24 protein-coding genes and 1 tRNA gene are annotated in these 20143 nt (G+C 58.7%); 21 read left to right on the forward strand and 4 right to left on the reverse strand.

Annotated features, from left to right (window positions below):
- Positions 1-555 precede the first annotated feature (555 nt).
- The 3 genes from AB1805_14805 to AB1805_14815 all read left to right on the forward strand — a co-directional run bounded on the left by AB1805_14805 (position 556) and on the right by AB1805_14815 (position 3091).
- Positions 556-1986, forward strand: coding sequence for a DegQ family serine endoprotease (locus AB1805_14805; protein MEW5746697.1), 1431 nt, complete (start codon positions 556-558; stop codon positions 1984-1986).
- A 65-nt stretch (positions 1987-2051) separates the two neighbouring features.
- Positions 2052-2744: a Crp/Fnr family transcriptional regulator gene (locus AB1805_14810; protein MEW5746698.1), complete on the forward strand. Its 693-nt coding sequence runs from the start codon at positions 2052-2054 to the stop codon at positions 2742-2744.
- A 107-nt stretch (positions 2745-2851) separates the two neighbouring features.
- A complete protein-coding gene (locus AB1805_14815; protein MEW5746699.1) occupies positions 2852-3091 on the forward strand; it encodes a hypothetical protein in 240 nt (79 codons plus the stop codon).
- 111 nt (positions 3092-3202) lie between these two features.
- Here AB1805_14815 and AB1805_14820 read toward each other — a convergent pair whose 3' ends face one another.
- Positions 3203-3892 (reverse strand): hypothetical protein, encoded by a 690-nt coding sequence (locus AB1805_14820; protein MEW5746700.1) that lies wholly within the window; start codon positions 3890-3892, stop codon positions 3203-3205.
- Between the two features lie 138 nt (positions 3893-4030).
- Between AB1805_14820 and AB1805_14825 the strand changes: the two genes are divergently transcribed.
- The 5 genes from AB1805_14825 (at position 4031) to AB1805_14845 (ending at position 7517) form a co-directional block, all read left to right on the forward strand.
- Entirely contained in the window at positions 4031-4309 is a 279-nt protein-coding gene (locus AB1805_14825; GenBank protein ID MEW5746701.1) for a type II toxin-antitoxin system RelE/ParE family toxin, read from the forward strand.
- Between the two features lie 15 nt (positions 4310-4324).
- A complete protein-coding gene (locus AB1805_14830) occupies positions 4325-4630 on the forward strand; it encodes a HigA family addiction module antitoxin (GenBank protein MEW5746702.1) in 306 nt (101 codons plus the stop codon).
- A 111-nt stretch (positions 4631-4741) separates the two neighbouring features.
- Positions 4742-4829: transfer RNA gene (locus tag AB1805_14835), tRNA-Ser, on the forward strand.
- Between the two features lie 172 nt (positions 4830-5001).
- Positions 5002-6600, forward strand: coding sequence for a VWA domain-containing protein (locus AB1805_14840; protein MEW5746703.1), 1599 nt, complete (start codon positions 5002-5004; stop codon positions 6598-6600).
- Positions 6601-6602: 2 nt separating this feature from the next.
- Positions 6603-7517 (forward strand): hypothetical protein, encoded by a 915-nt coding sequence (locus AB1805_14845; protein MEW5746704.1) that lies wholly within the window; start codon positions 6603-6605, stop codon positions 7515-7517.
- Here AB1805_14845 and AB1805_14850 read toward each other — a convergent pair.
- The 3 genes from AB1805_14850 to AB1805_14860 are packed head-to-tail and all read right to left on the reverse strand — an operon-like array spanning position 7514 to position 9352.
- Entirely contained in the window at positions 7514-7882 is a 369-nt protein-coding gene (locus tag AB1805_14850; GenBank protein ID MEW5746705.1) for a DnaJ family domain-containing protein, read from the reverse strand. The genes AB1805_14845 and AB1805_14850 overlap by 4 nt on opposite strands.
- A 16-nt stretch (positions 7883-7898) precedes the next feature.
- Positions 7899-8093: a hypothetical protein gene (locus AB1805_14855; protein MEW5746706.1), complete on the reverse strand. Its 195-nt coding sequence runs from the start codon at positions 8091-8093 to the stop codon at positions 7899-7901.
- A 41-nt stretch (positions 8094-8134) separates the two neighbouring features.
- Entirely contained in the window at positions 8135-9352 is a 1218-nt protein-coding gene (locus tag AB1805_14860) for an FAD-dependent oxidoreductase (protein MEW5746707.1), read from the reverse strand.
- 166 nt (positions 9353-9518) lie between these two features.
- Between AB1805_14860 and trxA the strand changes: the two genes are divergently transcribed.
- The 13 genes from trxA to AB1805_14925 all read left to right on the forward strand — a co-directional run bounded on the left by trxA (position 9519) and on the right by AB1805_14925 (position 19991).
- Positions 9519-9851 carry a thioredoxin gene (gene trxA, locus AB1805_14865; protein MEW5746708.1) on the forward strand — a complete coding sequence of 111 codons (333 nt, stop codon included), beginning with the start codon at positions 9519-9521 and terminating at the stop codon, positions 9849-9851.
- A gap of 61 nt (positions 9852-9912) precedes the next feature.
- Positions 9913-10392: a TlpA disulfide reductase family protein gene (locus AB1805_14870; protein MEW5746709.1), complete on the forward strand. Its 480-nt coding sequence runs from the start codon at positions 9913-9915 to the stop codon at positions 10390-10392.
- Between the two features lie 82 nt (positions 10393-10474).
- Positions 10475-11800 (forward strand): signal recognition particle protein, encoded by a 1326-nt coding sequence (ffh, locus tag AB1805_14875; GenBank protein MEW5746710.1) that lies wholly within the window; start codon positions 10475-10477, stop codon positions 11798-11800.
- A 152-nt stretch (positions 11801-11952) separates the two neighbouring features.
- Positions 11953-12189, forward strand: a complete 237-nt coding sequence (rpsP, locus tag AB1805_14880; protein ID MEW5746711.1) for a 30S ribosomal protein S16 — start codon at positions 11953-11955, stop codon at positions 12187-12189.
- A 59-nt stretch (positions 12190-12248) separates the two neighbouring features.
- On the forward strand, positions 12249-12479 hold the full coding sequence (locus tag AB1805_14885) for a KH domain-containing protein (protein MEW5746712.1): 231 nt from the start codon (positions 12249-12251) through the stop codon (positions 12477-12479).
- A gap of 91 nt (positions 12480-12570) precedes the next feature.
- Positions 12571-13323 (forward strand): tRNA (guanosine(37)-N1)-methyltransferase TrmD, encoded by a 753-nt coding sequence (gene trmD / locus AB1805_14890; GenBank protein ID MEW5746713.1) that lies wholly within the window; start codon positions 12571-12573, stop codon positions 13321-13323.
- Between the two features lie 15 nt (positions 13324-13338).
- The gene (gene rplS, locus AB1805_14895) at positions 13339-13689 is read left to right on the forward strand and encodes a 50S ribosomal protein L19 (protein ID MEW5746714.1); all 351 of its coding nucleotides are present in this window, start codon (positions 13339-13341) and stop codon (positions 13687-13689) included.
- 44 nt (positions 13690-13733) lie between these two features.
- On the forward strand, positions 13734-14372 hold the full coding sequence (locus AB1805_14900; GenBank protein ID MEW5746715.1) for a ribonuclease HII: 639 nt from the start codon (positions 13734-13736) through the stop codon (positions 14370-14372).
- 9 nt (positions 14373-14381) lie between these two features.
- A complete protein-coding gene (locus AB1805_14905; protein MEW5746716.1) occupies positions 14382-15032 on the forward strand; it encodes a metal-dependent transcriptional regulator in 651 nt (216 codons plus the stop codon).
- Between the two features lie 173 nt (positions 15033-15205).
- Positions 15206-15754 (forward strand): dCTP deaminase, encoded by a 549-nt coding sequence (dcd, locus tag AB1805_14910; GenBank protein MEW5746717.1) that lies wholly within the window; start codon positions 15206-15208, stop codon positions 15752-15754.
- Position 15755: 1 nt separating this feature from the next.
- Positions 15756-16475, forward strand: a complete 720-nt coding sequence (gene pyrF / locus AB1805_14915; protein MEW5746718.1) for an orotidine-5'-phosphate decarboxylase — start codon at positions 15756-15758, stop codon at positions 16473-16475.
- 89 nt (positions 16476-16564) lie between these two features.
- Complete coding sequence (locus tag AB1805_14920; GenBank protein ID MEW5746719.1) at positions 16565-18100, forward strand: anthranilate synthase component I family protein; 1536 nt, start codon at positions 16565-16567, stop codon at positions 18098-18100.
- Between the two features lie 91 nt (positions 18101-18191).
- Positions 18192-19991 (forward strand): sensor histidine kinase, encoded by a 1800-nt coding sequence (locus AB1805_14925; GenBank protein MEW5746720.1) that lies wholly within the window; start codon positions 18192-18194, stop codon positions 19989-19991.
- Positions 19992-20143 lie beyond the last annotated feature (152 nt).

Below are 20143 nucleotides of genomic sequence, written 5' to 3' on the forward strand. Positions count from 1 at the left end.
ATCACGCGCAAGAAGCTTGATGATCTCACGCCTTTGAGGGGTAAGCTTGTATCCCTTATCACGCAGAGTCGTGATCAGCCTTTCTTCACTATTCCGTGGATCCCGCGGCGTTCTCTGGTCTTTCATAGCAGGAATGATTCCTTCTTGAAACCTACTGCATATCGTGTGCCTTGTCAAGTCAATCGGTCGGCTGGTTCCGGATAGGCATGGAGAGAGTGACCAGGTGAAAGGAGGGGGGGCGGAGAAGAGAGCGGAGCAGAAGGGAGCAATAAAAAGAACGGAAAGCATGTACAGAGATTCCGGCTGCGCCCGGACCTGGGCAGCGGCGGGTGAACTCATCATGGTAAAGGTATATAATTTAACTATGCCGTAACCGGGCCGTAACCGGGCCGTAACCGGTGAGCGAGGCCCTTGAAAGCAGATCTGCGCGCCCTCCCGTCTTTCCGGACCGTATCTTTTGATTTCCTCCGGTCGAATCGCTATAAAATAGAAGGAGTGGGCGAGAGCGCAGGCATCAGGCACTAACGCAGCTTTATTGCAAGGAGAGGGAACATCATGAGGAAGAGTATTATTCTGAAGGTCATCATCGCCGGTATACTTCTTGTTGCGATCGGCATCTTTGCCGGCTACCGGCTGGGCGGCAACGGGCAGGACAGGGGGTTCACCGAGGTGATCGGGTTTCCCCAGTCCTTTGCCGATGTCGCCGCAGCGGTGAGCCCCGCGGTCGTGAATATCAGCACTACGACAACGGTCCGGGTCCCGGGCAATCCTTTCAGGCATTTCTTCGGCCCCGAAGAGGAGTCCCCCTTCGGCGATTTCTTCCGGAGGTATTACGGCGATATCCCCGACAGGGAGATGAAGCAGCAGAGCCTCGGCTCCGGCTTCGTGATCGACAAGGCGGGCTTCATCGTTACCAATAACCATGTGGTGGAGGGCGCCGACGAGATCAAAGTGAGGTTTGCCGACGGCAAGGAGTACACGGCGAGGGTCGTCGGCAGGGACCAGAAGACCGACCTTGCGCTCATAAAGATTTCGTCGCTGTTCAAGGATATCCCGACGCTCTCGTTCGGCGACCCCGAGAGGATGCGCGTCGGTGACTGGGTGCTTGCGGTCGGCAACCCCTTCGGCCTGGAGCATACGGTGACCCAGGGGATCATAAGCGCCACCGGCAGGATTATCGGCGCAGGCCAGTACGATAACTTCATCCAGACCAGCGCGCCGATCAACCCCGGCAACAGCGGCGGACCTCTCGTCAATCTGAAAGGGGAGGTCATCGGTATCAATACGGCTATCGTCGCGACGGGGCAGGGCATCGGGTTCGCGATCCCGAGCAGTATGGCCAAGACGGTCATCTCCGACCTCAAGGAGAAGGGAAAGGTGACCCGCGGCTGGATCGGGGTCGCCATCCAGAACCTCACGCCCGAACTGGCCCAATCCTTCGGCGCACCGGATACGAGGGGAGCGCTCGTGAGCGACACGGTGGAGGGCGGGCCCGCGGCTGCGGCAGGGCTGCAGCAGGGCGATATCATCACCGGCTTTAACGGCAAGGAGATCAGGACTGTGAACGATCTTTCGCGCGCCGTAGCCGAGACCCCGGTCAGGAAGGCGGTTCCGGTAAGAGTAGTGCGCAAAGGACAGACCATGACCTTCACGGTAACGATCGAGGAGCTGAAGGAAGAGCGGATGGCGTCACGGCCGCGGGCATCGAGAGATGACCTCGGCGTTGCGGTTGCCAACATTACTCCCCGCCTTGCCGAACGGTTGAAAATCACTGATAAAACAGGTGTTGTGGTCATCGAGGTGCTCCCGGGCAGCCAGGCCGATGAGGCCGGCATACAGCCGGGAGACCTCATAAAAGAGGTGAACCGCACCCCCGTGCGCAATGTAAACGAGTACCAGGCTGCCATGGAAAAGCTCAAAAAAGGCACCCCGGTCGTGCTGCTCCTCAAGAGGGGAGGGCAGACCTTTTACGTTTCGATTAAATAACTTCTCCGGATTTTCGATAAGTATAAGTACCGAGCAGCGATCAGCAATACGGTACAAGGGGGCCTGTGGGAACGGCGGCGGTCAAAAGCAGAAGAGTCAGGTTCAACGCGATCATCAGGAATATTCCTTTCTTCGCCTGCCTGTCCGATGAGGAGATCGGTGACCTGAAGCATATCCTTGTCGAGAAGCACTTCTCGAAGAACAGGATCGTGCTCCTCGAAGAGGATACGCAGAACTACATGTACATCATACTGTCGGGCAGGGTGAAGGTCGTCCACCTGAGCGAAGACGGCAAAGAGCATATCCTCGCGGTGCACAAGACAGGAGACTTCTTCGGCGAAATGGCGCTCCTCGACGGCAAGACCGCGCCGGCAACGGTGATGACCATGGAGGATACCTCGGTCGTCATCCTTTCGAAAAAGGACTTCGAGGAGTCCCTTTTGAAAAACGAGAAGGTCCTCAGGCAGCTCATCGCCGTACTCTGTTCCCGCCTGAGAGAGGCGTGGATGATGCTCAGGGTCCTGAGCCTTCCCCATGCGGAGGACCGGGTCAAGACCGTCCTGAGGATGGTGAGCCAGCAGTACGGGGTCAATGACCAGCGGGGCAGGCTGATTACGCTGAAGCTCACCCACCAGGACATCGCCGACTACTCCTCGATATCGCGGGAGACCGTAACCCGCCTCATGAGCAAGTTCGTTAAGGATGGGAGTATTGAGGTTGTTGAAAATAAGGGAATTGTCCTGAAAGCTTCGTTCTAGCCCCCCTTCACGTTCCGAGGCAAACAACCGTTTTGGTGACTGGCGTCACCGTATTCGGCTCCCCTCTCTTCTATAATGGAATCAGGTACAAAAAAAGGAGGTGCGCCATGTTCGGAGTTTTCAAGAAGATCGCCGTTTTATGGATCTTTTTCGTTATGATCGCCATTGCGAGCGGGGGCGGTGACCGTTTCAGGTCGCTTCAGGGGGAGGCGGGGTGGCTTACGGAAAAGATACTCGACCTGCTGGCCGCAAAGGCTGACGACCTGAGAGAAGAGGTAGATACGGTAAAAGAACGGATACAGCAGTGGTCCGGAGGAAAGAAGGACCTCGCCCGTAACGTGCTGTAGCTGCGCAGCAGATGACGGCCGGGTCGTGAGGCGGCAGATGCGCTGTCAAGAGATGTCCGGTTCATTAACGGCCTTCCCGAAGTCTTTCGATAGCATTTTCCCGTGATACGCTTACAGTCCCCTGTTCAGGAACCCTTTCATCAGCGCCGTCGTAAACTGCTCTTCGATCGCCTTGTCGGAGCGGAGCAGCTGCTGGTTGTCCTTCAGCACCTGCGTGACAGCGGGTACATCGAGGCGTCGATCGGGAAGTTTTGCCGCGGGGTTTGCGCTCACGATAAAGAGCCCGTCCTGGCTGGCCCACACGCGCCAGTAACAGCCGTCCTTATCCTCCACGGTAAAGACCAGGCGGGCCGTGACGAGCTCCTTCAGGATATTCCGGTAGGTCTCCAGGAACTCGAGGGGCACAATACGCTTCGCCTCGAAAAAGCGGAGCCATAGGGGGTTGGAGAAGACACGCGGCCTCTTCTTGCCCTCACCGGGATGCCCGGCCCCGGGGAGAGGCGCTGACTCGAACTGCACCACGTCGATATGCGCCCTGTCGGCCCGGTAGGCAGGGGCGTGCTCGAGCCATACAACCGACTCCTCTTCCTTATCGGGCAAGAGATCGCCGTACAGCTCGGTGGCGATGCGGTCGCACGCGGTGGTGACCAAAACGCCCTGGTTATCCTTTCTCTCCGTTATCATCACGCCGCACACACCGTTGTCGTACTCGACGATATCGACATCACAGATGCCGACCGGGACCTTGGGCGATGCCGGTGACGACTTGTAATGGAATACCCCGCTGTAGCGAACTCTCATTGCCGGTTGCATCCTCCTTCAGAACAGCATACTTAGTTATCGTCGCTGTCGCATGGTTTTTGAGCGGCCCGGTCCCGGTACGGTGCCGCGCCATGAAAACTTCTTGACGAGTTGTAACCTAATGGGTTACATTTAGGCATGATTAAGTCGTTTGCGCACAAGGGGCTTGAGAGGTTTTACCGTACCGGGAGCACCTTCGGCATTCAGGCCATCCACGCTAAGCAGCTCAGGCTTATTCTCACGATCCTTGACGCGGCGAGCTCGATCGAAGGCATAAACGTCCCCTCCCTGCGGTTGCACAGACTTAAAGGCGAGAGGAAAGATACCTGGGCGGTAACGGTACAGGCCAACTGGCGAGTTACCTTCCGGTTTGAAAACGGCAATGTAGAGGTCGTGAACTACGAGGACTACCACTAAGGAGGGTTGCACAAAATGGCTATGCATAATCCGGCCCATCCGGGAGAGGTTTTAAAAGGGCTCTGGCTTGAGCCTATGGGGATGTCGGTCACAGAGGCCGCTGAGCATCTCGGGGTCGCCCGGAAAACGGTCTCCAAGATCGTCAACGGACGCGGCGCCATTACGCCTGAAATGGCGCTGAGGCTTGAGATCGTCTTCGGCTCGACTGCCGAAACCTGGATGAATATGCAGACGGCGTATGATCTATGGCAGATGTCGGAGATGCGCAAGGCGTTGCGCCGGACGCTCCACCGTACGGTGAAAGCAGCTGCGACAAACTGAGGGAGAGGGAACTGTGTTGAAAATCAGGCCAGAATCGAGGCACTGTGATGTCTCTTTGACAGCAGAGGGTAGACATAACGTGAAGTAGTTGTTCTATAATATCAGATTAATGGAGAGGTGCCGGAGCGGTTGAACGGGGCGGTCTCGAAAACCGTTGACCTTTCGGGGTCCCAGGGTTCGAATCCCTGCCTCTCCGCCATTTTAAGCCTTGGAGAGCTCCTCTTACATGCGTCCCCGCTGTGCGCTCCTGCAGTCCCGCTGGCAACCTTCCCGCTGAACAGCCTGCAAAAAGATATTTTTCTGCAACACGGTCATGTGCTATAGTTATACATCAAAAATCTTGAAGAGCCGGGGGCGTTGGGACAATGGCGATGAAAAGGGCATTCCCGCTGTTTGTAATGCTCATCCTCTGTGGTCTCCTTTCGTTGGCGGCTGCCCCCGCCAACGCCGCTGAAGAACGGAAATCACCGAGCACCCCGGAAGCAATACCCAAGACAGACGCCGCCCCGAAGCCGGCTGTTCCGCCTGAGGCGAAGCCCTCTGCAGCCGCCGAAACAGCAGACGAAGGCTTCGATATCGTGCTCCTCCTCGACAGCTCCGGAAGCATGAGAAAGACCGATCCCAAAAACTACCGCACCGCTGCTGCGCGGCTCTTCATATCGCTGCTCGGCAAGAACGACCGTATCAGCATCGTCAGCTTCGGCGACTCCGCGCACCGTCTCCTGCCGCTTACCCAGAATACGCCGGCGCATCGTGACCGCCTCTTCGCCACGCTCGGGAAGGTCTCGTCGAAGGAGCCTACCACCCATATCCACGAAGGGGTCAAACAGGGGCTCGCCGAGTTCGGCGCCCCGTCGAGAAGGGACCGGGTGATGCTGCTCATGTCGGACGGCAAGCTGACCCTGGGATCGGGCGAGAAAGAGGCTGCCGCGCAGCAGGAGCTCTCGGCGCTCTTGAAAGAAGCGGCCAAAGGGAACATACGGCTTTACTCGATAGCCTTTACCGAGCAGTCCGATATGAAGCTCCTCGAGGATATGGCGAAGGCGACCGGGGGCTTTTCGAAGCTCGCGTCGAGCGATAAGGACATCCATGTCATCTTCTCGTCGATCTTCGAGAAGATGAAGTCGCCCGACACTGTCCCTATCGAAGGCGATGCCTTCACGATCGACAGGGATATCGAAGAGGCGATCGTCGTCATTACGAAAAAAGAGGGGACCGCTACCACGCTGATCGACCCCGCAGGCAGGAAGAATACGCCCGCACGCTTTGCCCAGAATATCCAGTGGTACGAGTCGAAGCTCTTCGATATGATTACGGTAAAAGCGCCCGCAGCAGGACGGTGGAAGGTCAGTCTGAGCGCCAAAGAGGGGAACAAGGTGTTCGTTATCACCGACCTCAGGCTCAAGAGCTCGTTCGACCGTAATTATGTCAGCAAGGGCGACCGCTTGAAGGTTTCGGCGTGGCTCGAGAAAGAGGGCGCCGTACTGGCCGAACCGGGTTTTCTCGAACAGGTCTCGTTTTTCGTCGAAGTTGCCGCTCCTCCCGGAGCCGATGACCCTGCCGGTACTGCAAAGGATGAGGGGAAGGGCGCGCGCCTCGCCCTCCGGAAGACGGAGCCGGGTCCCGACCAGGAAGGCGGAGGCCGAGCCGATGCCGGTGTATATTCCGGCGAGTTCCTGATCGACAGGGCCGGTGAGTATACCCTGAAAATAACGGCTGAGGGGAAGACCTTTAAACGGGAGAAGGTGTTTCAGTTCAAGGCGGGCGAACCGGCTGCCCCGCAGGCCGCGGCGCCCGCGGCCGCACCGGCAGAGGGAAAGAAGGGTAAGGCAGGGGGGGATGCCTGGACCCCCGTTCTGGTGAAGTTCGGCATTATCAACTTTATTCTGCTCCTCGTGGTGGTCGCCTTCTATTTCGGAGGGAAGGCGAAGGGCGCCAAAAAAGCGAAACAGAAAAAAGGAAAGAAATAACGATGACCGTCACTCTCGATGCCCTCCATTTTCTGCTGCTCCTCGAGGCTGCCGTGGTGCTCTGCGGCACGACCATCTTTTTCATAGTGAGGAACGGCAGGCACAAGCGGTTGTACCAGAAGACCCTCAGAGAGCTCGCGAGCGTTACGGCAACAGAGAGCGAGACCGCTCTGCGGGAAGAGGCGAGACTCGAGGCTGCTCCGGAACGGCCAGTCCCCGCGGCGATAACCGAAGAGCGGGAGGCGCCGGCCCTCCCGGCTGCGGAAGAGTCCTTCGGGGGATTCCCCGACGAGATGATCGCAGCGGAGAGACCAGCCTCTGGACATGCGGAGGAGGAGACGGCGGCACCCTTCCCGGAGGAGTCCCCTGACGGCGCCGCAGCAGGCCAGGTCCGACGGCTGCAGCGGATGGTGGATTTCCAGAAGAGTACGATCCTCGACCTGATGTGCTATAAGGACCTGTTCGAGAGCGCCCAGCAGCGCCTGGCAGCGCTGCAACAGAGCAGCGCCGACCTCCAGCGTACGATCAGGAATCTTATCGATACCGGCGGTGCGGACGCCGGAACGTTTTCGGAACCGCTCGCCGTGCTCGAACGTAACAACAACGACCTCGACCACTATATCGGGACGCTCACCTCCGAAAGTGAGGCGCTCTCGGAGAAGTTCCGGGTCTGGGAGGACGAGTTCCGGAGCATCAGTGAAGACCTCGGCGACGGCGGCAGCTCCGGGTCCGGTCTCGACGAAGAGCGCTGCACTTTACTGCTCAGGGAGAAAGAGGAGCTGGCGGCAAGGACTCTGGAGGTCGAGGGCCAGCTCCAGGAAAAGAGCACGATGCTCGGCGACCTCCAGAGGCAGTATGAGGACCTCGAAAAAGAGTATATGATCCTCTACCGGCAGCAGCAGCAGGGGAAGCTTTAGCCGCTCTCTTTGTCGAAAAGCTTCTGCTCGTAGGAAGGGAAATCCTCGAGATTGAGGGGCCGCTTCCTGAGCAGGTTGAGCTTCATAATCTTGAAGTTGAGCTCCCTCAGGCGCTTCAGCTTTTCCTTGTCGTCGTCGAGTGTCTCGATCAGGTCCTTGAGGCTGAGTATCTCCCTGTTCATTTCGATCTCGGGGGGCAGGCAGCCCGCGTTCTTGAGGATCCGGTAGGCGAGCCTGAGGTCCTCCGGTATCCACGCCTCATCCGCAAACGTGAGCGGTTTCCCCGCCCCTGCAAGATTGTCGAAAGCGCCGTTCTCCATCGCCTCCCGGATTTTTTCTTCAGCGATTTTTGCGATCACATCCATAGAAAACGCTCCTGCGTTATCCGCGCAGCTCGAGAGCAGCATAATAAAAGGCTGCCAGCCCAAAGGCCAGCGACAATATCCAGAGCAGAAAAAGGTAGAGAGCCCGTCCCCTGTTCTTCTGCCGCAGGTGGAAGAACAGCCTCGGCGTGAGGGTGACGGTCCCGAAAAGCAGCATGAGTCCCATAAGCAGTTGTGTGGCGATTCGTACCATAGCGGAAAAATGTTCCTCCTGCATGAGTGGTAAAGCGATAATCAATCCCCGCTGCCGGAATGCACGCTTCGGCGGGTGAGCTGCAACCGGTCAAGGATGTCCCGTACTGCACCGATCTCTCTCTTCTCGCGGACTGCAGCGAGGACTTCCTTTCTCCCTTCCTTATCGCCGCAGAGGATGCAGCCGACGACGCAGCCGTTATCGATCACCAGCTTCCGGTAGATTCCCCTCGCATCGTCTCTGCCCGTCAGGGACTCCATCGTGTTCTCCGGATCGATATTCCCTGCCGACAGGAACTCAACGCCGGCGACCTTGAGGATATTGGACGGAAGGGTGCCGGTATAGACCGCATTCCCTCCCGCCATGTTGATGCCCGCTGCCTCTCCCTGTTGTTCCGCGGCGGGCCATAAGCCATAGACGATGCCCCGGTGTTCTGCGAGGTCGCCGGCGGCATAGACATCGGGCAGCGTCGTTTCCATGCGGTCGTTGACCACCACTCCCTTGCCGAGGAGCGCACCGGTCCCCTGGAGCAGCGCGGTGTTGCAGCGGATGCCCGTGGAGACGATGATCATGCCTCCCCTCACCACCCGTCCATCCTCGAGCGCCAGCCCCTCGACTGCAGGGCCGCCTTTCACCTCTCTGGCTTTCGCATTAAGGAAGAAGCGAAATCCTATGGTTTCGAGTCTTTTCTGGAGCACTTCCGCGCCTTCGGCATCGAGCTGCTTCGGCAGCAGCCGGGGGAAAAATTCGACGATCGAAACCTTTTTCCCCGCCTTCCTGAGCGCGTTGCCTGCTTCGATGCCCAACACGCCGCCGCCGAGAATGATAGCGGTATCGGTATGCTGCGAGAAATCCTTGATTATCAGGGCGTCATCGAGGGTTTTGAGGGTGAAGACCCCCTTTTTCAGGGGACTGGCCGGGGGAGGGACAAAAGGGGTGCTTCCTGCTGCGACCAGCAGGCGGTCGTACCCGATCTTCCGGCCGTTCACGAGAGATATCTCCTTTCTGCCCGGCGCTATCCCGGCGACCCGTGTGTTGAGGAGGAGGGTGATGGCGTTCCGTTCGTACCAGGCATCTTTATAGAGTATGAGACCGTCCTCGGTGACCTCTCCGGCGAGGTAGTCGATCAGGCGTATCCTGCTGTAAAAGGGAACGGGCTCTTCGGAAAGGATCAGGAGCTCCGCGGCAGGGTCGAATTTGCGTATGGAAAGAGCGGCAGTGGTGCCGGCGATACCATTGCCGATGATGATGTGTTTCATAAAACTATTCTATGCCACCACCGCCCGCCCTGTAAAGCGCACCGCTGCAGCCTTTATGATGACGGAACGAAGGGGCGAGCAAATTGACAAAAGGTTCATTTAGAACTTATAATTGTTTTATAATATTTTTTTATTCTCTCATCGCAAAGAGTGGAGGTGCTTTATTATGGCGGAAGGGGTTGTGGAGCTTACCAGTGCTGCGTGGGACCAGGATGTATTGAAGGCGAGCGGCGTGGTGATGGTGGATTTCTGGGCAGTGTGGTGCGGTCCGTGCAGGATGATCGCCCCGACTATAGAAGAGCTGGCTAAAGAGTATGCCGGGAAGATCAAGGTAGGCAAGCTGAACACCGACGAGAATCCCGATGTCGCGAGCAAGTACAAGATCATGGGAATCCCGACGGTCATGTTCTTCAAGGACGGCCAGAAGGTTGACCAGATTGTGGGAGCGGTACCGAAACCGCAGTTGAAGGCCAAGATTGACGCACTCCTCGCCGGTTAGATACAGAGCTCCGAGGCATAGACGCGGTGCCCGATTCATGAGAAGGGCGGTGTTGCTGTGCATGGTAGTGCTGCTGGGCGCTCTTTCGCTTATCTCCTGCGGGCAGAGTGAAAAGGGTGCGGCGGGTGCGGCTCATCCCTTTACTCTCCCGGATATCCATAACAACAAGGTGGCATTGAACGACTACCGGGGTAAGGTGGTGCTGATAGAGTTTTTTGCGACCTGGTGCCCTCCCTGCCAGATGTCGGCGCCGGACATCCAGTACGCATATGCGAAGTACCGGGACAAAGGATTCGTCGTCCTTGCCGTCTCGATGGATGAGGGACCCGATGCGGTTCCCGCCGCACACTCCTTTGCGAAGGAGTTCGGCCTCTCCTTTCCGATCCTGATGGACGACGGCACGGTGAGCAGCCGTTATGCGATATCCAGCATCCCGACCTCCGTGGTTATCGACAGAGAGGGAAAGATGAGGCATAAGCATATCGGGGCGCCTCCCGACCTGACCGAACGGCTGTCAAAAGAGATAGAGGCGCTTTTGTAGAAGGCGGCTATCAGCTATCCATGACGGTAAACAGCAATCAACGAACTATGAACTATACCTTACCTGATGACGGAGTTTTTCTATTATGTTTGAGTCACTGAGCGATAAACTCGAGGGCATCTTCAAAAAGCTGAAGGGCAGGGGCCTGCTCAAGGAGGAAGATGTCGATGTCGCCCTGAAGGAAATACGCCTGGCGCTCCTCGAAGCCGATGTCAACTTCAAGGTCGTCAAGGACTTTGTGCAGCATATACGTGAGCGGGCCGTAGGGAAAGAGGTGCTCGAGAGCCTTTCGCCGGGCCAGCAGGTGGTCAAGATCGTACACGACGAGCTCTGCGCGCTCCTGGGGACCACGAACACCCGCATACAGCTCGCGCCGAACCCCCCGACCGTTCTCATGATGATCGGTCTGCAGGGATCCGGCAAGACGACGACGTCGGCGAAGCTTGCGCGCATCTTCAAGAAAGAGGGGCGGAGGCCGATGCTCGTGGCCGCCGACCTCCAGCGACCTGCGGCGATCGACCAGCTGGTGACGCTCGGCAAGCAGCTCGACATCCCGGTCTTCCATTCGAAGGAGATGAAGGACCCCGTCGCCCTCAGCGAGGAGGCGGTGAAGCGCTCGAAGCTCGACGGCAGGGATATCGTCATTATCGATACCGCGGGCCGTCTGCATATCAACGAGGAGCTGATGGATCAGCTGCGGCAGATCAAGGCGAGGGTCGCTCCGAAAGAGGTGCTCCTCGTTGCCGACGCCATGACCGGCCAGGATGCCGTGACCATGGCGAAGAGCTTCAACGAGCAGATCGGCATCGACGGCATCATCCTCACCAAGATGGACGGCGACGCGCGCGGCGGCGCCGCGCTCTCGATCCGGCATATTACCGAAAAGCCGATCAAGTTCATCGGCGTCGGCGAAAAGATCGACATGCTCGAGCCCTTCCATCCCGACCGTATCGCCAGCAGGATACTCGGCATGGGAGATGTCCTGACCCTCATCGAGCAGGCCCAGCAGTCCTTCGACCAGAAAGAGGCAGAAAAGCTCCAGAAGAAGATACTGGAAGAGAGCTTCACCTTCGAAGACCTCCGGGACCAGCTGAAGAAGATACGGAGCATGGGGCCGCTCGAGAACCTGCTCGGCATGATACCGGGCATGAACAAGGCGATGAAGGACGTGAAGGTGGACGAGAAGGAGTTCGTGAGAATCGAAGCGATCATCAACTCGATGACCCCCGCAGAGCGAAGGAACCACAACATCATAAACGGCAGCAGGAAGAAGCGCATCGCCCTGGGCAGCGGCACGACGACGGCAGAGGTGAACAGGCTCATCAAGCAGTATCTCGATATGAAGAAAATGATGAAGATGTTCAAAGGGAAGAAGGGGTTCCGCCTCCCGAAGGTGCTGCCGTTCTGATGCGCACAAACCTTGCAGCGAAGCGTTGAAATAAGGTAAAATTGAAGGTTTTTCCAATGAGGGGCATCGCCCCTTGAGATACCGCACAGCGTAACAACGGTGCTTCGGTACATGCGGGACGGTGTCCCTGTAACACTTCAGGAGGTGGAGACGTGGTTAAGATCAGATTGACGCGGCTGGGCGCTCACAAGAAACCTTTTTATAGAGTTATCGTGGCTGACTCGAGGGCGCGGAGGGACGGCCCCTTTGTCGAGATCATAGGCACCTATGACCCGAAGAAAGAACCCTCTGAGATAAAGGTCGACCTGGACCGGGCGAAACACTGGATCGAGCGCGGCGCGCAACCTACCGGCACGGTGAAGAGACTCTTGCAGAAGGCGGGATTGTAACACCCAATCCCCACGATCGCGGCTAATTCGGATACTGCCACATCAAATGGAGGTGGACGATGAGGGAATTGATCGAGGCCATGGCAAAATCGCTGGTTGACAGACCTGAAGAGGTGAAGGTGAGCGAGATCGACGGGGAGAAGACCACGGTGTTCGAGCTCAGGGTGGCGCAGAGCGATCTCGGCAAAGTCATCGGAAAGCAGGGAAAGACCGCCCGTGCGATGAGGACGATCCTGGGGGCTGCGGGAACGAAAATCGGCAAGCGCTGCGTGCTCGAGATTTTAGAGTAAGGCGCATTGCATAAATACACGTGAAGGGGCGTTTGCTGAGAACGCCCCTTCTTAGTTATCACCAACAACGGTCTGAAGAAGTAAGGGTATCATGGGCATCGGCTTCGATATCATCACCATATTCCCGGAGATTATTCACGCGTACCTGGGCGAGAGTATTCTCAAGCGGGCGGCCCGGAGGGGCCTTATCGACGTCAGGGTGTACAATCCCCGGGATTTCACGACCGATAAGCACCGCACCGTCGACGACTACCCGTACGGGGGAGGGTCGGGCATGGTCATGAAGATAGAGCCCCTCTACAACGCGATACAGGCGATCAGGAGCGACGGTATGGAGCGGCTGACCGTCATGCTGAGCCCCCAGGGGAGGTTATTCACCCAGGACGAAGCGGAGCGCCTGGCCCGGGAGCCCAGAAGGATACTGTTCCTCTGCGGCCGGTACGAGGGGGTCGACGAGCGGGTGCGGGAGTCGCTCGCGGACGATGAGCTCTCGATCGGCGACTATGTTTTGACTGGTGGAGAGCTGCCCGCTTTGGTTATAATAGACAGCATTGCCCGCCTCCTGCCGGGTGTGCTGGGGGACGAGGCATCGGCGCAGGAAGAGTCCTTTACCTGGGGTATCCTCGATTATCCCCATTACACGAGGCCGCCGGAATTCGGGAACATGCGGGTCCCCGAGGTGCTGCTCTCCGGCAACCATAAGGAGATCGCCCGGTACCGGCGAAAAGAGGCGCTGCGGAGGACGCTGCTCAGGCGTCCGGACCTCCTCGGCAAGGCGCATCTCACGGACGAAGATCATGTGCTGTTGAAAGAGCTTAGCTCGGAAGAAATAAAGAAGCAGTAGACCGGGAGGAGTACGATGAATCTGATACATACCATTGAAGAAGGCTACAAGAGAACGGTTCCTGATTTCAATATCGGCGATACGCTGAGAATCTACGTAAAGGTCGTCGAGGGAGACAAAGAGAGGCTCCAGCCCTACGAGGGGGTCGTCATCGCCCGGAAAGGGAGCGGCATCAAAGAGACCTTCATGGTGCGGAAGATCTCCTTCGGCGTCGGCGTCGAGCGTATCTTCCCCGTCCATTCCCCGTCGATCGACAAGATCGAGCTGTTGAAGAGGGGCGACGTGAGAAAGGCGAAGCTGTATTACATCAGGAGCAAGAAGGGGAAAGAGGCGAAGATCAAGGAAAAGGGCCGGGAGCAGCGATAGGAGTCTCAAGGTCCTGCCCTGCCCCGTCCCGGGAGGACGCGCTCATGCCGATGGATCCCTTTGTCTATGACGAGACCGTGCGGGAGTCCGGCGGTTTCGAGGTGATCGCAGGGATCGATGAGGCGGGCAGAGGCCCCCTGGCAGGGCCCGTCGTCGCCGCCGCCGTCGTGCTGCCCCGCCATTGCCGCATACCCGGCGTCAGGGACTCGAAAAAGATCCCTGAGCGGGAGCGTGAACACCTCTTCTGGGAGATCCTCGAGACGGCTCTCGATTTCGGCATCGGCATCGGGGGCGTCGAAGAGATCGACCGCCTCAATATCCTCGAAGCGACCCGCCACGCGATGCGCGCTGCTGTCAGCGACCTTTCCTGCCGCTATGATCTCGTTCTCATTGACGCTGTCCGCATCCCCCCGCCGCCGGCGCCGCAGATGCCGATCGTCAAGGGCGATGCGAAGAGTGCTTCCATAGCCGCTGCTTCGATCATCGCCAAGGTGGTGCGGGACAAGATCATGCTGAAGTACCACGCCCTCTATCCCCATTACGGCTTCGACCGGCACAAGGGGTACGGGACCAGGGCGCATCTCGAGAGCCTCGAAAAGTACGGACCGAGCCCCCTCCACCGGAAGAGCTTTGAAAGAGTGCGGTCATTAATGCTACCATTTAACGACCGTAACGGTTTCTGAGGAGGAGCGATGGAGAGAGAGCGGATTGACGAGGCCCTTGAACTGCTCTGGGTGCTGAAAGAGGAAGGCCACGAGGACCTGAAGCGGTTCACCTTGAGCTCCGATGACAGCGACATCGAGGCGGTGATCGGGGCGCTCAAAGAGGACGGGCTGGTCACGGTAAGCGGCAACGCCATAGCGCTCACCGAAAAGGGGACGGTCCTCGCCAAGGGGCTTCTCCGCAGACACCGGCTCGCAGAGCGGCTCTTTACGGATGTCTTCGACCTCTCGATGGAGGTGGTGGACGAGGACGCCTGCAAGATGGAGCATATCCTGAGCGAAGAGCTCACCGACAGCGTCTGCACCTTTCTCGGCCACCCCCCCACCTGTCCTCACGGCAAGCCGATCCCGCGCGGCGAGTGCTGCAAGAAGTACCGTGTCGATGTCCAGCCGGTGGTGGTGCGGTTGACCGAGTTCGAGGTGGGGCAGAAGGGGAAGATCGTCTTCATTACGCCTTCGGAGGCCTCCCGGATAAGCCGCCTGAGCTCGATCGGCGTGATCCCCGGCTCGGTCATCAAGCTGCTCCAGCGGCGGCCCTCGGTAGTGCTCCAGATCGACGAGACGACCATCGCCATAGATCCCGACCTCGCAAAAGAGATATTCATCAAAAGGGTCACCTAATTCAGGCGTCCCTTTGATAAGGGTTAGAGAGTGAGGCGGCCCCGCCTCACTCCCCCCGCTCATCGTATCAGGTGTTTTACATTTTCAATGGGTGTTTCCTTGCCCCTCCGCACCCCTCTGTGCTATGGTAAAGGACTTGAAATTCTGAAAGGTGTGTATTAGGATTCTATCGTATGGTTAAAAACGACCGCTGGATACGCGAGATGGCTGAAAGAGGCATGATCGAGCCCTTCCACGAGAGCCAGAAACGGGAGGGGGTCATCTCCTACGGCGTCAGCTCGTACGGCTACGACATGCGCATCGGCGACGAGTTCAAGATCTTTACCAACGTCAATACTACCGTTGTCGATCCCAAGCAATTCGACTTGAAGAGTCTGGTCGATTACAAAGGGCAGGTCTGCATTATTCCTCCCAACTCCTTTGTGCTTGCCCGATCCCTGGAATACTTCAGGATCCCCCGGGACGTGCTGGTGATCTGTCTCGGCAAGTCTACCTATGCGCGGTGCGGCCTCGTGGTGAACGTGACGCCCCTCGAGCCGGAGTGGGAGGGCCATGTGACGATCGAGATATCCAATACGACGCCCTTGCCGGCAAGAATTTATGCCCATGAGGGTATCGCCCAGCTCATTTTCCTCCAGTCCGCCGAGCTCTGCGAGACGTCGTACAAGGATAAGTCGGGAAAGTACCAGTCGCAGACGGGAATAACGCTTCCGAGGCTCTAGCATGGGATGGAAGGATAAACTCATCATCGCCCTCGATGTGCCCGACGCAAAAAAGGCGCTCGCCATCGTCGATATGCTCGGGGAGCATGCCGGGGTCTTCAAGGTCGGGTTCGAGCTCTTTGTCGGCGCCGGTCCCGCTATCGTCGAGCAGATACAGAAGAAGGGCAAAAAGGTCTTTCTCGACCTGAAATTCCATGATATCCCCATCACCGTTTCGAAAGCGGCGGTCGAAGCGACCAGGCTCGGGGTGTATATGTTCAATCTCCACGCTTCCGGCGGACTGGCGATGATGACCCGCTGCACCGAGGCGGTCGCCGAAGTATGCCGGAAAGAACATCTCCAGCGTCCCAAGATAATCGGCGTTACGACCCTCACCAGCCTCGATGACAAGACACTGAAGAGCGAGCTCTGTATCCAGCACGGACTGAAAGCCCATGTGAAGCACCTCGCGCTCCTCGCTCAGAAAGCGGGGCTCGACGGCGTGGTGGCCTCCCCCCACGAGATCGGCGTGATCAAGCAGCACTGCGGAAGCGCCTTCCTCGTCGTCACGCCGGGCGTACGGCCGTCCTGGGCTCCTCCCGATGACCAGCGGCGGACCGCGACGCCGAAAGAGGCGATCAAGGACGGCGCGGATTACATCGTGATGGGCAGGGGGATCGTGAAGCAGGAAGACCCCATCAAGGCCATCGAGCTCATCTCTCTCGAGATGCTCACCGCGTAGCCGGGGACCCGCCGGCATCCCGCCAGAGACATGGCAAAAGGAACGGACATGCCCCGGATAGTCCCCTGCTGCTGACGTAAATTCCCGCGATGCCGCCGGCGAACCTGAATATAAGCAAGCACGACTTTATCGACGCCCTCCGGACAGGAGAGGTCCCGCCGCTCTACCGCGAGATCCCCTACCGACGGCCCCAGGCCGTCTACGAGGCGGTATGCCGCTCGCTCGGCTCTTCGCACTGCACCATACTCCTCGAGAGCGTAAAGGGGCCGGAGACTATCGCCCGGTACTCTTTTATCGCCTTCGATCCCTATCTTGTCCTCACGGCAAAGGACGGCGAAGTGAGGGTGAGCGCCGGCGCACGGGAGGCGGTCTCTTTCAGGCCTCCGCTCGACCGCCTGAAGGAGCTCGTCGGGGCGTATCCCCAGAAGCCCGCCGCGGGGCTCCCGCCGTTTCAGGGAGGGGCCGTCGGGCTGCTGAGCTACGATTTCGTGCGGTACATCGAGGATATCCCGGGGAGCGCCGTCGATGACCTCCGCATACCCGACCTGCACTTCATGATGGCGGATCGCGTGATCGCCTTTGATCACAGGGAGGAGAGGGCATGGATGATCGTTGCGCCCGGCGCACGCGCAATGGACCTCGGATACCGGGATATCGCCGCCGTCGACTTCGGCGCGGCATACGACGAGGCGGAGGAGGTGCTCCGGCGGTTCGGCGATCTGCTGGGGGGGAAGCTGCCGGCGCCGGAAAGCGGTCCGGACGCAGCGCTCCCTGCCGGTCGCACTGAGTCGCGGCCGGCAGGGCTTACCTACGAGCTCTCCAAGCAGCAGTATATGGATATGGTGGCAAGGGCGAAGGAGTATATTGCTGCCGGCGACATATTCCAGGCGAACCTGTCCCAGCGCATTGCGGCCTCCATAGGAAGCGCACGTCCCTGGGATATCTACCGGCTGCTCAGCGCCATCAACCCCTCACCCTTTGCGGCATTCGCCGACTTCGGCGCCTATTCCCTTGTCAGCTCCTCCCCGGAGCGGCTGGTGCGCGTCAGGGACGGCATTATCGATACGCGCCCCATTGCCGGCACGAGGCCGAGAGGAAAGGACCGGGACGAGGATGAGGCCCTGCGGGCGGAGCTGCTGCTGAATGCAAAAGAGCGGGCCGAGCATATCATGCTCATCGACCTCGAGCGGAACGATATAGGCAGGATTTCCGAATACGGCAGCGTCACGGTCGACGAATTGATGATTACGGAAGAGTATTCTCACGTGATCCACATCGTCTCGAATGTGAAGGGGCGGCTGAAAAAAGAGAGCAGCTGCTTCGACGTCATCAAGGCGGCCTTTCCCGGCGGCACCATCACCGGCGTGCCGAAGGTGCGATGCATGGAGATCATCGATGAGCTCGAGCCGGTGCGGCGGGGCCCCTATACCGGCTCGCTCGGCTATATCGGGTTTGCCGGCACGATGGACCTCAATATCGTCATAAGGACCTTTGTGGTGAAGGACGGAACCGCCTATGTCCAGGCAGGCGCGGGGATCGTCGCCGACTCGGACCCTGAGCGCGAATACTACGAAACGCTCAAGAAGGCAGAGGCGCTGCTGAGGACGCTCGAGCACCTCCGCTGATCCCCTGGAACGCTCCTTGTTGCATCACCCGCAGTGAATAGTGTATGGTACATCGGACTGCTGAACAGCACATGACTACCGGAACGGAAATATGAGAGTCCCCTTTTCCCAGAGGCTCGCGACACGGCTCTTCATCCTGCCCCTCCTGATCACGCTGCTGGTCATTGCCGCCGGCGGCATCGGGCTCTATTTTTTCAGCCCCCTTCACCTGCTGTCGGATATGCACCGTCTGCACCTTCTCAACCTGACCTCTGAAAAGAAGATGCTCCTGGATACCTGGTTCGAGCAGAGTACCCGCTCCGTCGACTATCTCTCCCGGAGCGTCCAGCTCAGGAGTGCCGCAGCAGTGTTCCGCACGCCGCCGGCGGGAGAGGCGGCCAAAGAGGGGATATCGCCGAAAGCGGCAAAGGCCCTCGCAGAGCTCTTCCCTGTTGCACCGTTCAGGGTGGTTGCCGTTCTGTCGAAGCAAGGCAAAGTCATAGCGAGCAGCCAGAAAGAGCTCGAGGGCGGGGACTGGTCGGATAGAGACTTTTTCGAACGTGCTGCGGACCTTAAGGACGCTGCCGTTGTGGGACTGTATGATTACGGCAACCCGGACAGCGGTATCATTTTCCTCGCGCCCCTGGCCGATGCAAAGGGCGATACCGCGGGGTTCCTCTACTGCCTTGCCGGCCTGGAAAAGGTAGCGAGGCTCTTGCAGGTGGAGAGCCCTCTTTACAAGACCGGAAAGGTGGAGCTGATCGACCGGGAAGGCAATATCGTGGCGACCAAAAGCGGCGCCCCGGCAAGAAAGGTCAGGTACAACCTCCCGAGGGCGGCGGATGAACGCCCTCTTCGTTTCAAGGAGCGGTTCTTCTACTCCCTCAGGTCCCTTGACCACGCGCCGTTCCGGCTCATCAGTACGGTTGAACGCTCGGAGGTGATGCTTCCCTTTACCCTCCTTGCCGCCTTCTCCGCGCTCTGCCTCGGTGCTCTCCTTGCGGTGGTGCTCGTCCAGGGGCTCATTGCAGCGCCGCGCCGCATCACGAGGCCGGTGGCGAAGCTTGCCGGCATGAGCAAGCTCATTGCTGCCGGCACCCTCGATATCGAGCTGGGAAAAGAGTACCGGGGTGAGCTGCAGGAGCTGAAGAAGGCTCTCGAGGCCATGGTCGAGGAGCTGAAGGCAAAGGAGACGAGCTTCAGGGAGAGCAAGGCGCCGGGGGAGATCGTCGTCAGGCCTGTCTGGTACCCGAGCATCATCTCCCACGAGGTGCGGGCCCCTTTGCAGCATATGGCCGGCGAGCTGGAGCGCCTCACCGCCTCGGAGCAGGGGCTTTCGGAGCAAGGCAGGCGGCTGTGTGACGAGGTGCGCGATACCGCGTACGATCTCTTATGGCTCATCAACAGCCTTCTCGATCTCCTCAAGCTCGAAGCAGGGGGGAGCCTTGTTGCTCCCGAGGAGTTCAATTTCTGCGACCTCCTGGGAGAGGTCGAGGAGCGGGCGCGTCGGCTCATAGGGGGCAAGGAGATCACCCTGGTCGTGGATTGCCACGAGGTGTTTACGTCCAAGGCGGTCTCCGCGGACCGGCAGCGGCTGCGACAGATTCTCTTCACCCTCGTCAGCGCCGCAGCCAAGAATACCGCAGTGGGGACCATTACGATCCTGTCGTCGGAGAGCATACGGGAGGGCATCTCCTCCATCGAAGTCTCGATAGCCGATACAGGGAAGGGACTCGACCGTGAAGTGCTGGACCGCCTTGCCGGCGACGACTCCCTCGCCTCCCTGCCCCTCAGCATCATCATAGCGAAGAGGATGACCGAGCTCCTCGGCGGCAGAATCGAGATCGAGAGCGAGCCGGGCAAGGGGTCGGCCGTCACCGTGACGGTCCCGACGAAGGCGATCATCTATTAGGGGCGGCCGGACCCGGTGAGTTGAAGATTGCCCGGGATTCTGTTAATATGAGTAATTGTTCTGAAAGTATAATTATTGCCTGTAAGAAGCATATGCAGTGATCCTGAAGGCATCCTGAAGGACAATCGCGGGGGAGGAATGAAAAAGGGGGT

It is taken from the genome of Nitrospirota bacterium (genome assembly GCA_040752355.1).
Lineage (GTDB): Bacteria > Nitrospirota > Thermodesulfovibrionia > Thermodesulfovibrionales > Dissulfurispiraceae > JBFMCP01.

Bases quoted from the DNA above. Each gene is read 5' to 3' on its own strand.
- AB1805_14805 (MEW5746697.1), top strand. From the start codon at position 556: ATGAGGAAGAGTATTATTCTGAAGGTCATCATCGCCGGTATACTTCTT.
- AB1805_14815 (MEW5746699.1), top strand. From the start codon at position 2,852: ATGTTCGGAGTTTTCAAGAAGATCGCCGTTTTATGGATCTTTTTCGTT.
- AB1805_14820 (MEW5746700.1), bottom strand. From the start codon at position 3,892: ATGAGAGTTCGCTACAGCGGGGTATTCCATTACAAGTCGTCACCGGCA.
- AB1805_14825 (MEW5746701.1), top strand. From the start codon at position 4,031: ATGATTAAGTCGTTTGCGCACAAGGGGCTTGAGAGGTTTTACCGTACC.
- AB1805_14830 (MEW5746702.1), top strand. From the start codon at position 4,325: ATGGCTATGCATAATCCGGCCCATCCGGGAGAGGTTTTAAAAGGGCTC.
- AB1805_14840 (MEW5746703.1), top strand. From the start codon at position 5,002: ATGAAAAGGGCATTCCCGCTGTTTGTAATGCTCATCCTCTGTGGTCTC.
- AB1805_14845 (MEW5746704.1), top strand. From the start codon at position 6,603: ATGACCGTCACTCTCGATGCCCTCCATTTTCTGCTGCTCCTCGAGGCT.
- AB1805_14850 (MEW5746705.1), bottom strand. From the start codon at position 7,882: ATGGATGTGATCGCAAAAATCGCTGAAGAAAAAATCCGGGAGGCGATG.
- AB1805_14855 (MEW5746706.1), bottom strand. From the start codon at position 8,093: ATGGTACGAATCGCCACACAACTGCTTATGGGACTCATGCTGCTTTTC.
- AB1805_14860 (MEW5746707.1), bottom strand. From the start codon at position 9,352: ATGAAACACATCATCATCGGCAATGGTATCGCCGGCACCACTGCCGCT.
- trxA (MEW5746708.1), top strand. From the start codon at position 9,519: ATGGCGGAAGGGGTTGTGGAGCTTACCAGTGCTGCGTGGGACCAGGAT.
- AB1805_14870 (MEW5746709.1), top strand. From the start codon at position 9,913: ATGGTAGTGCTGCTGGGCGCTCTTTCGCTTATCTCCTGCGGGCAGAGT.
- AB1805_14885 (MEW5746712.1), top strand. From the start codon at position 12,249: ATGAGGGAATTGATCGAGGCCATGGCAAAATCGCTGGTTGACAGACCT.
- trmD (MEW5746713.1), top strand. From the start codon at position 12,571: ATGGGCATCGGCTTCGATATCATCACCATATTCCCGGAGATTATTCAC.
- rplS (MEW5746714.1), top strand. From the start codon at position 13,339: ATGAATCTGATACATACCATTGAAGAAGGCTACAAGAGAACGGTTCCT.
- AB1805_14900 (MEW5746715.1), top strand. From the start codon at position 13,734: ATGCCGATGGATCCCTTTGTCTATGACGAGACCGTGCGGGAGTCCGGC.
- AB1805_14905 (MEW5746716.1), top strand. From the start codon at position 14,382: ATGGAGAGAGAGCGGATTGACGAGGCCCTTGAACTGCTCTGGGTGCTG.
- dcd (MEW5746717.1), top strand. From the start codon at position 15,206: ATGGTTAAAAACGACCGCTGGATACGCGAGATGGCTGAAAGAGGCATG.
- pyrF (MEW5746718.1), top strand. From the start codon at position 15,756: ATGGGATGGAAGGATAAACTCATCATCGCCCTCGATGTGCCCGACGCA.
- AB1805_14920 (MEW5746719.1), top strand. From the start codon at position 16,565: ATGCCGCCGGCGAACCTGAATATAAGCAAGCACGACTTTATCGACGCC.
- AB1805_14925 (MEW5746720.1), top strand. From the start codon at position 18,192: ATGAGAGTCCCCTTTTCCCAGAGGCTCGCGACACGGCTCTTCATCCTG.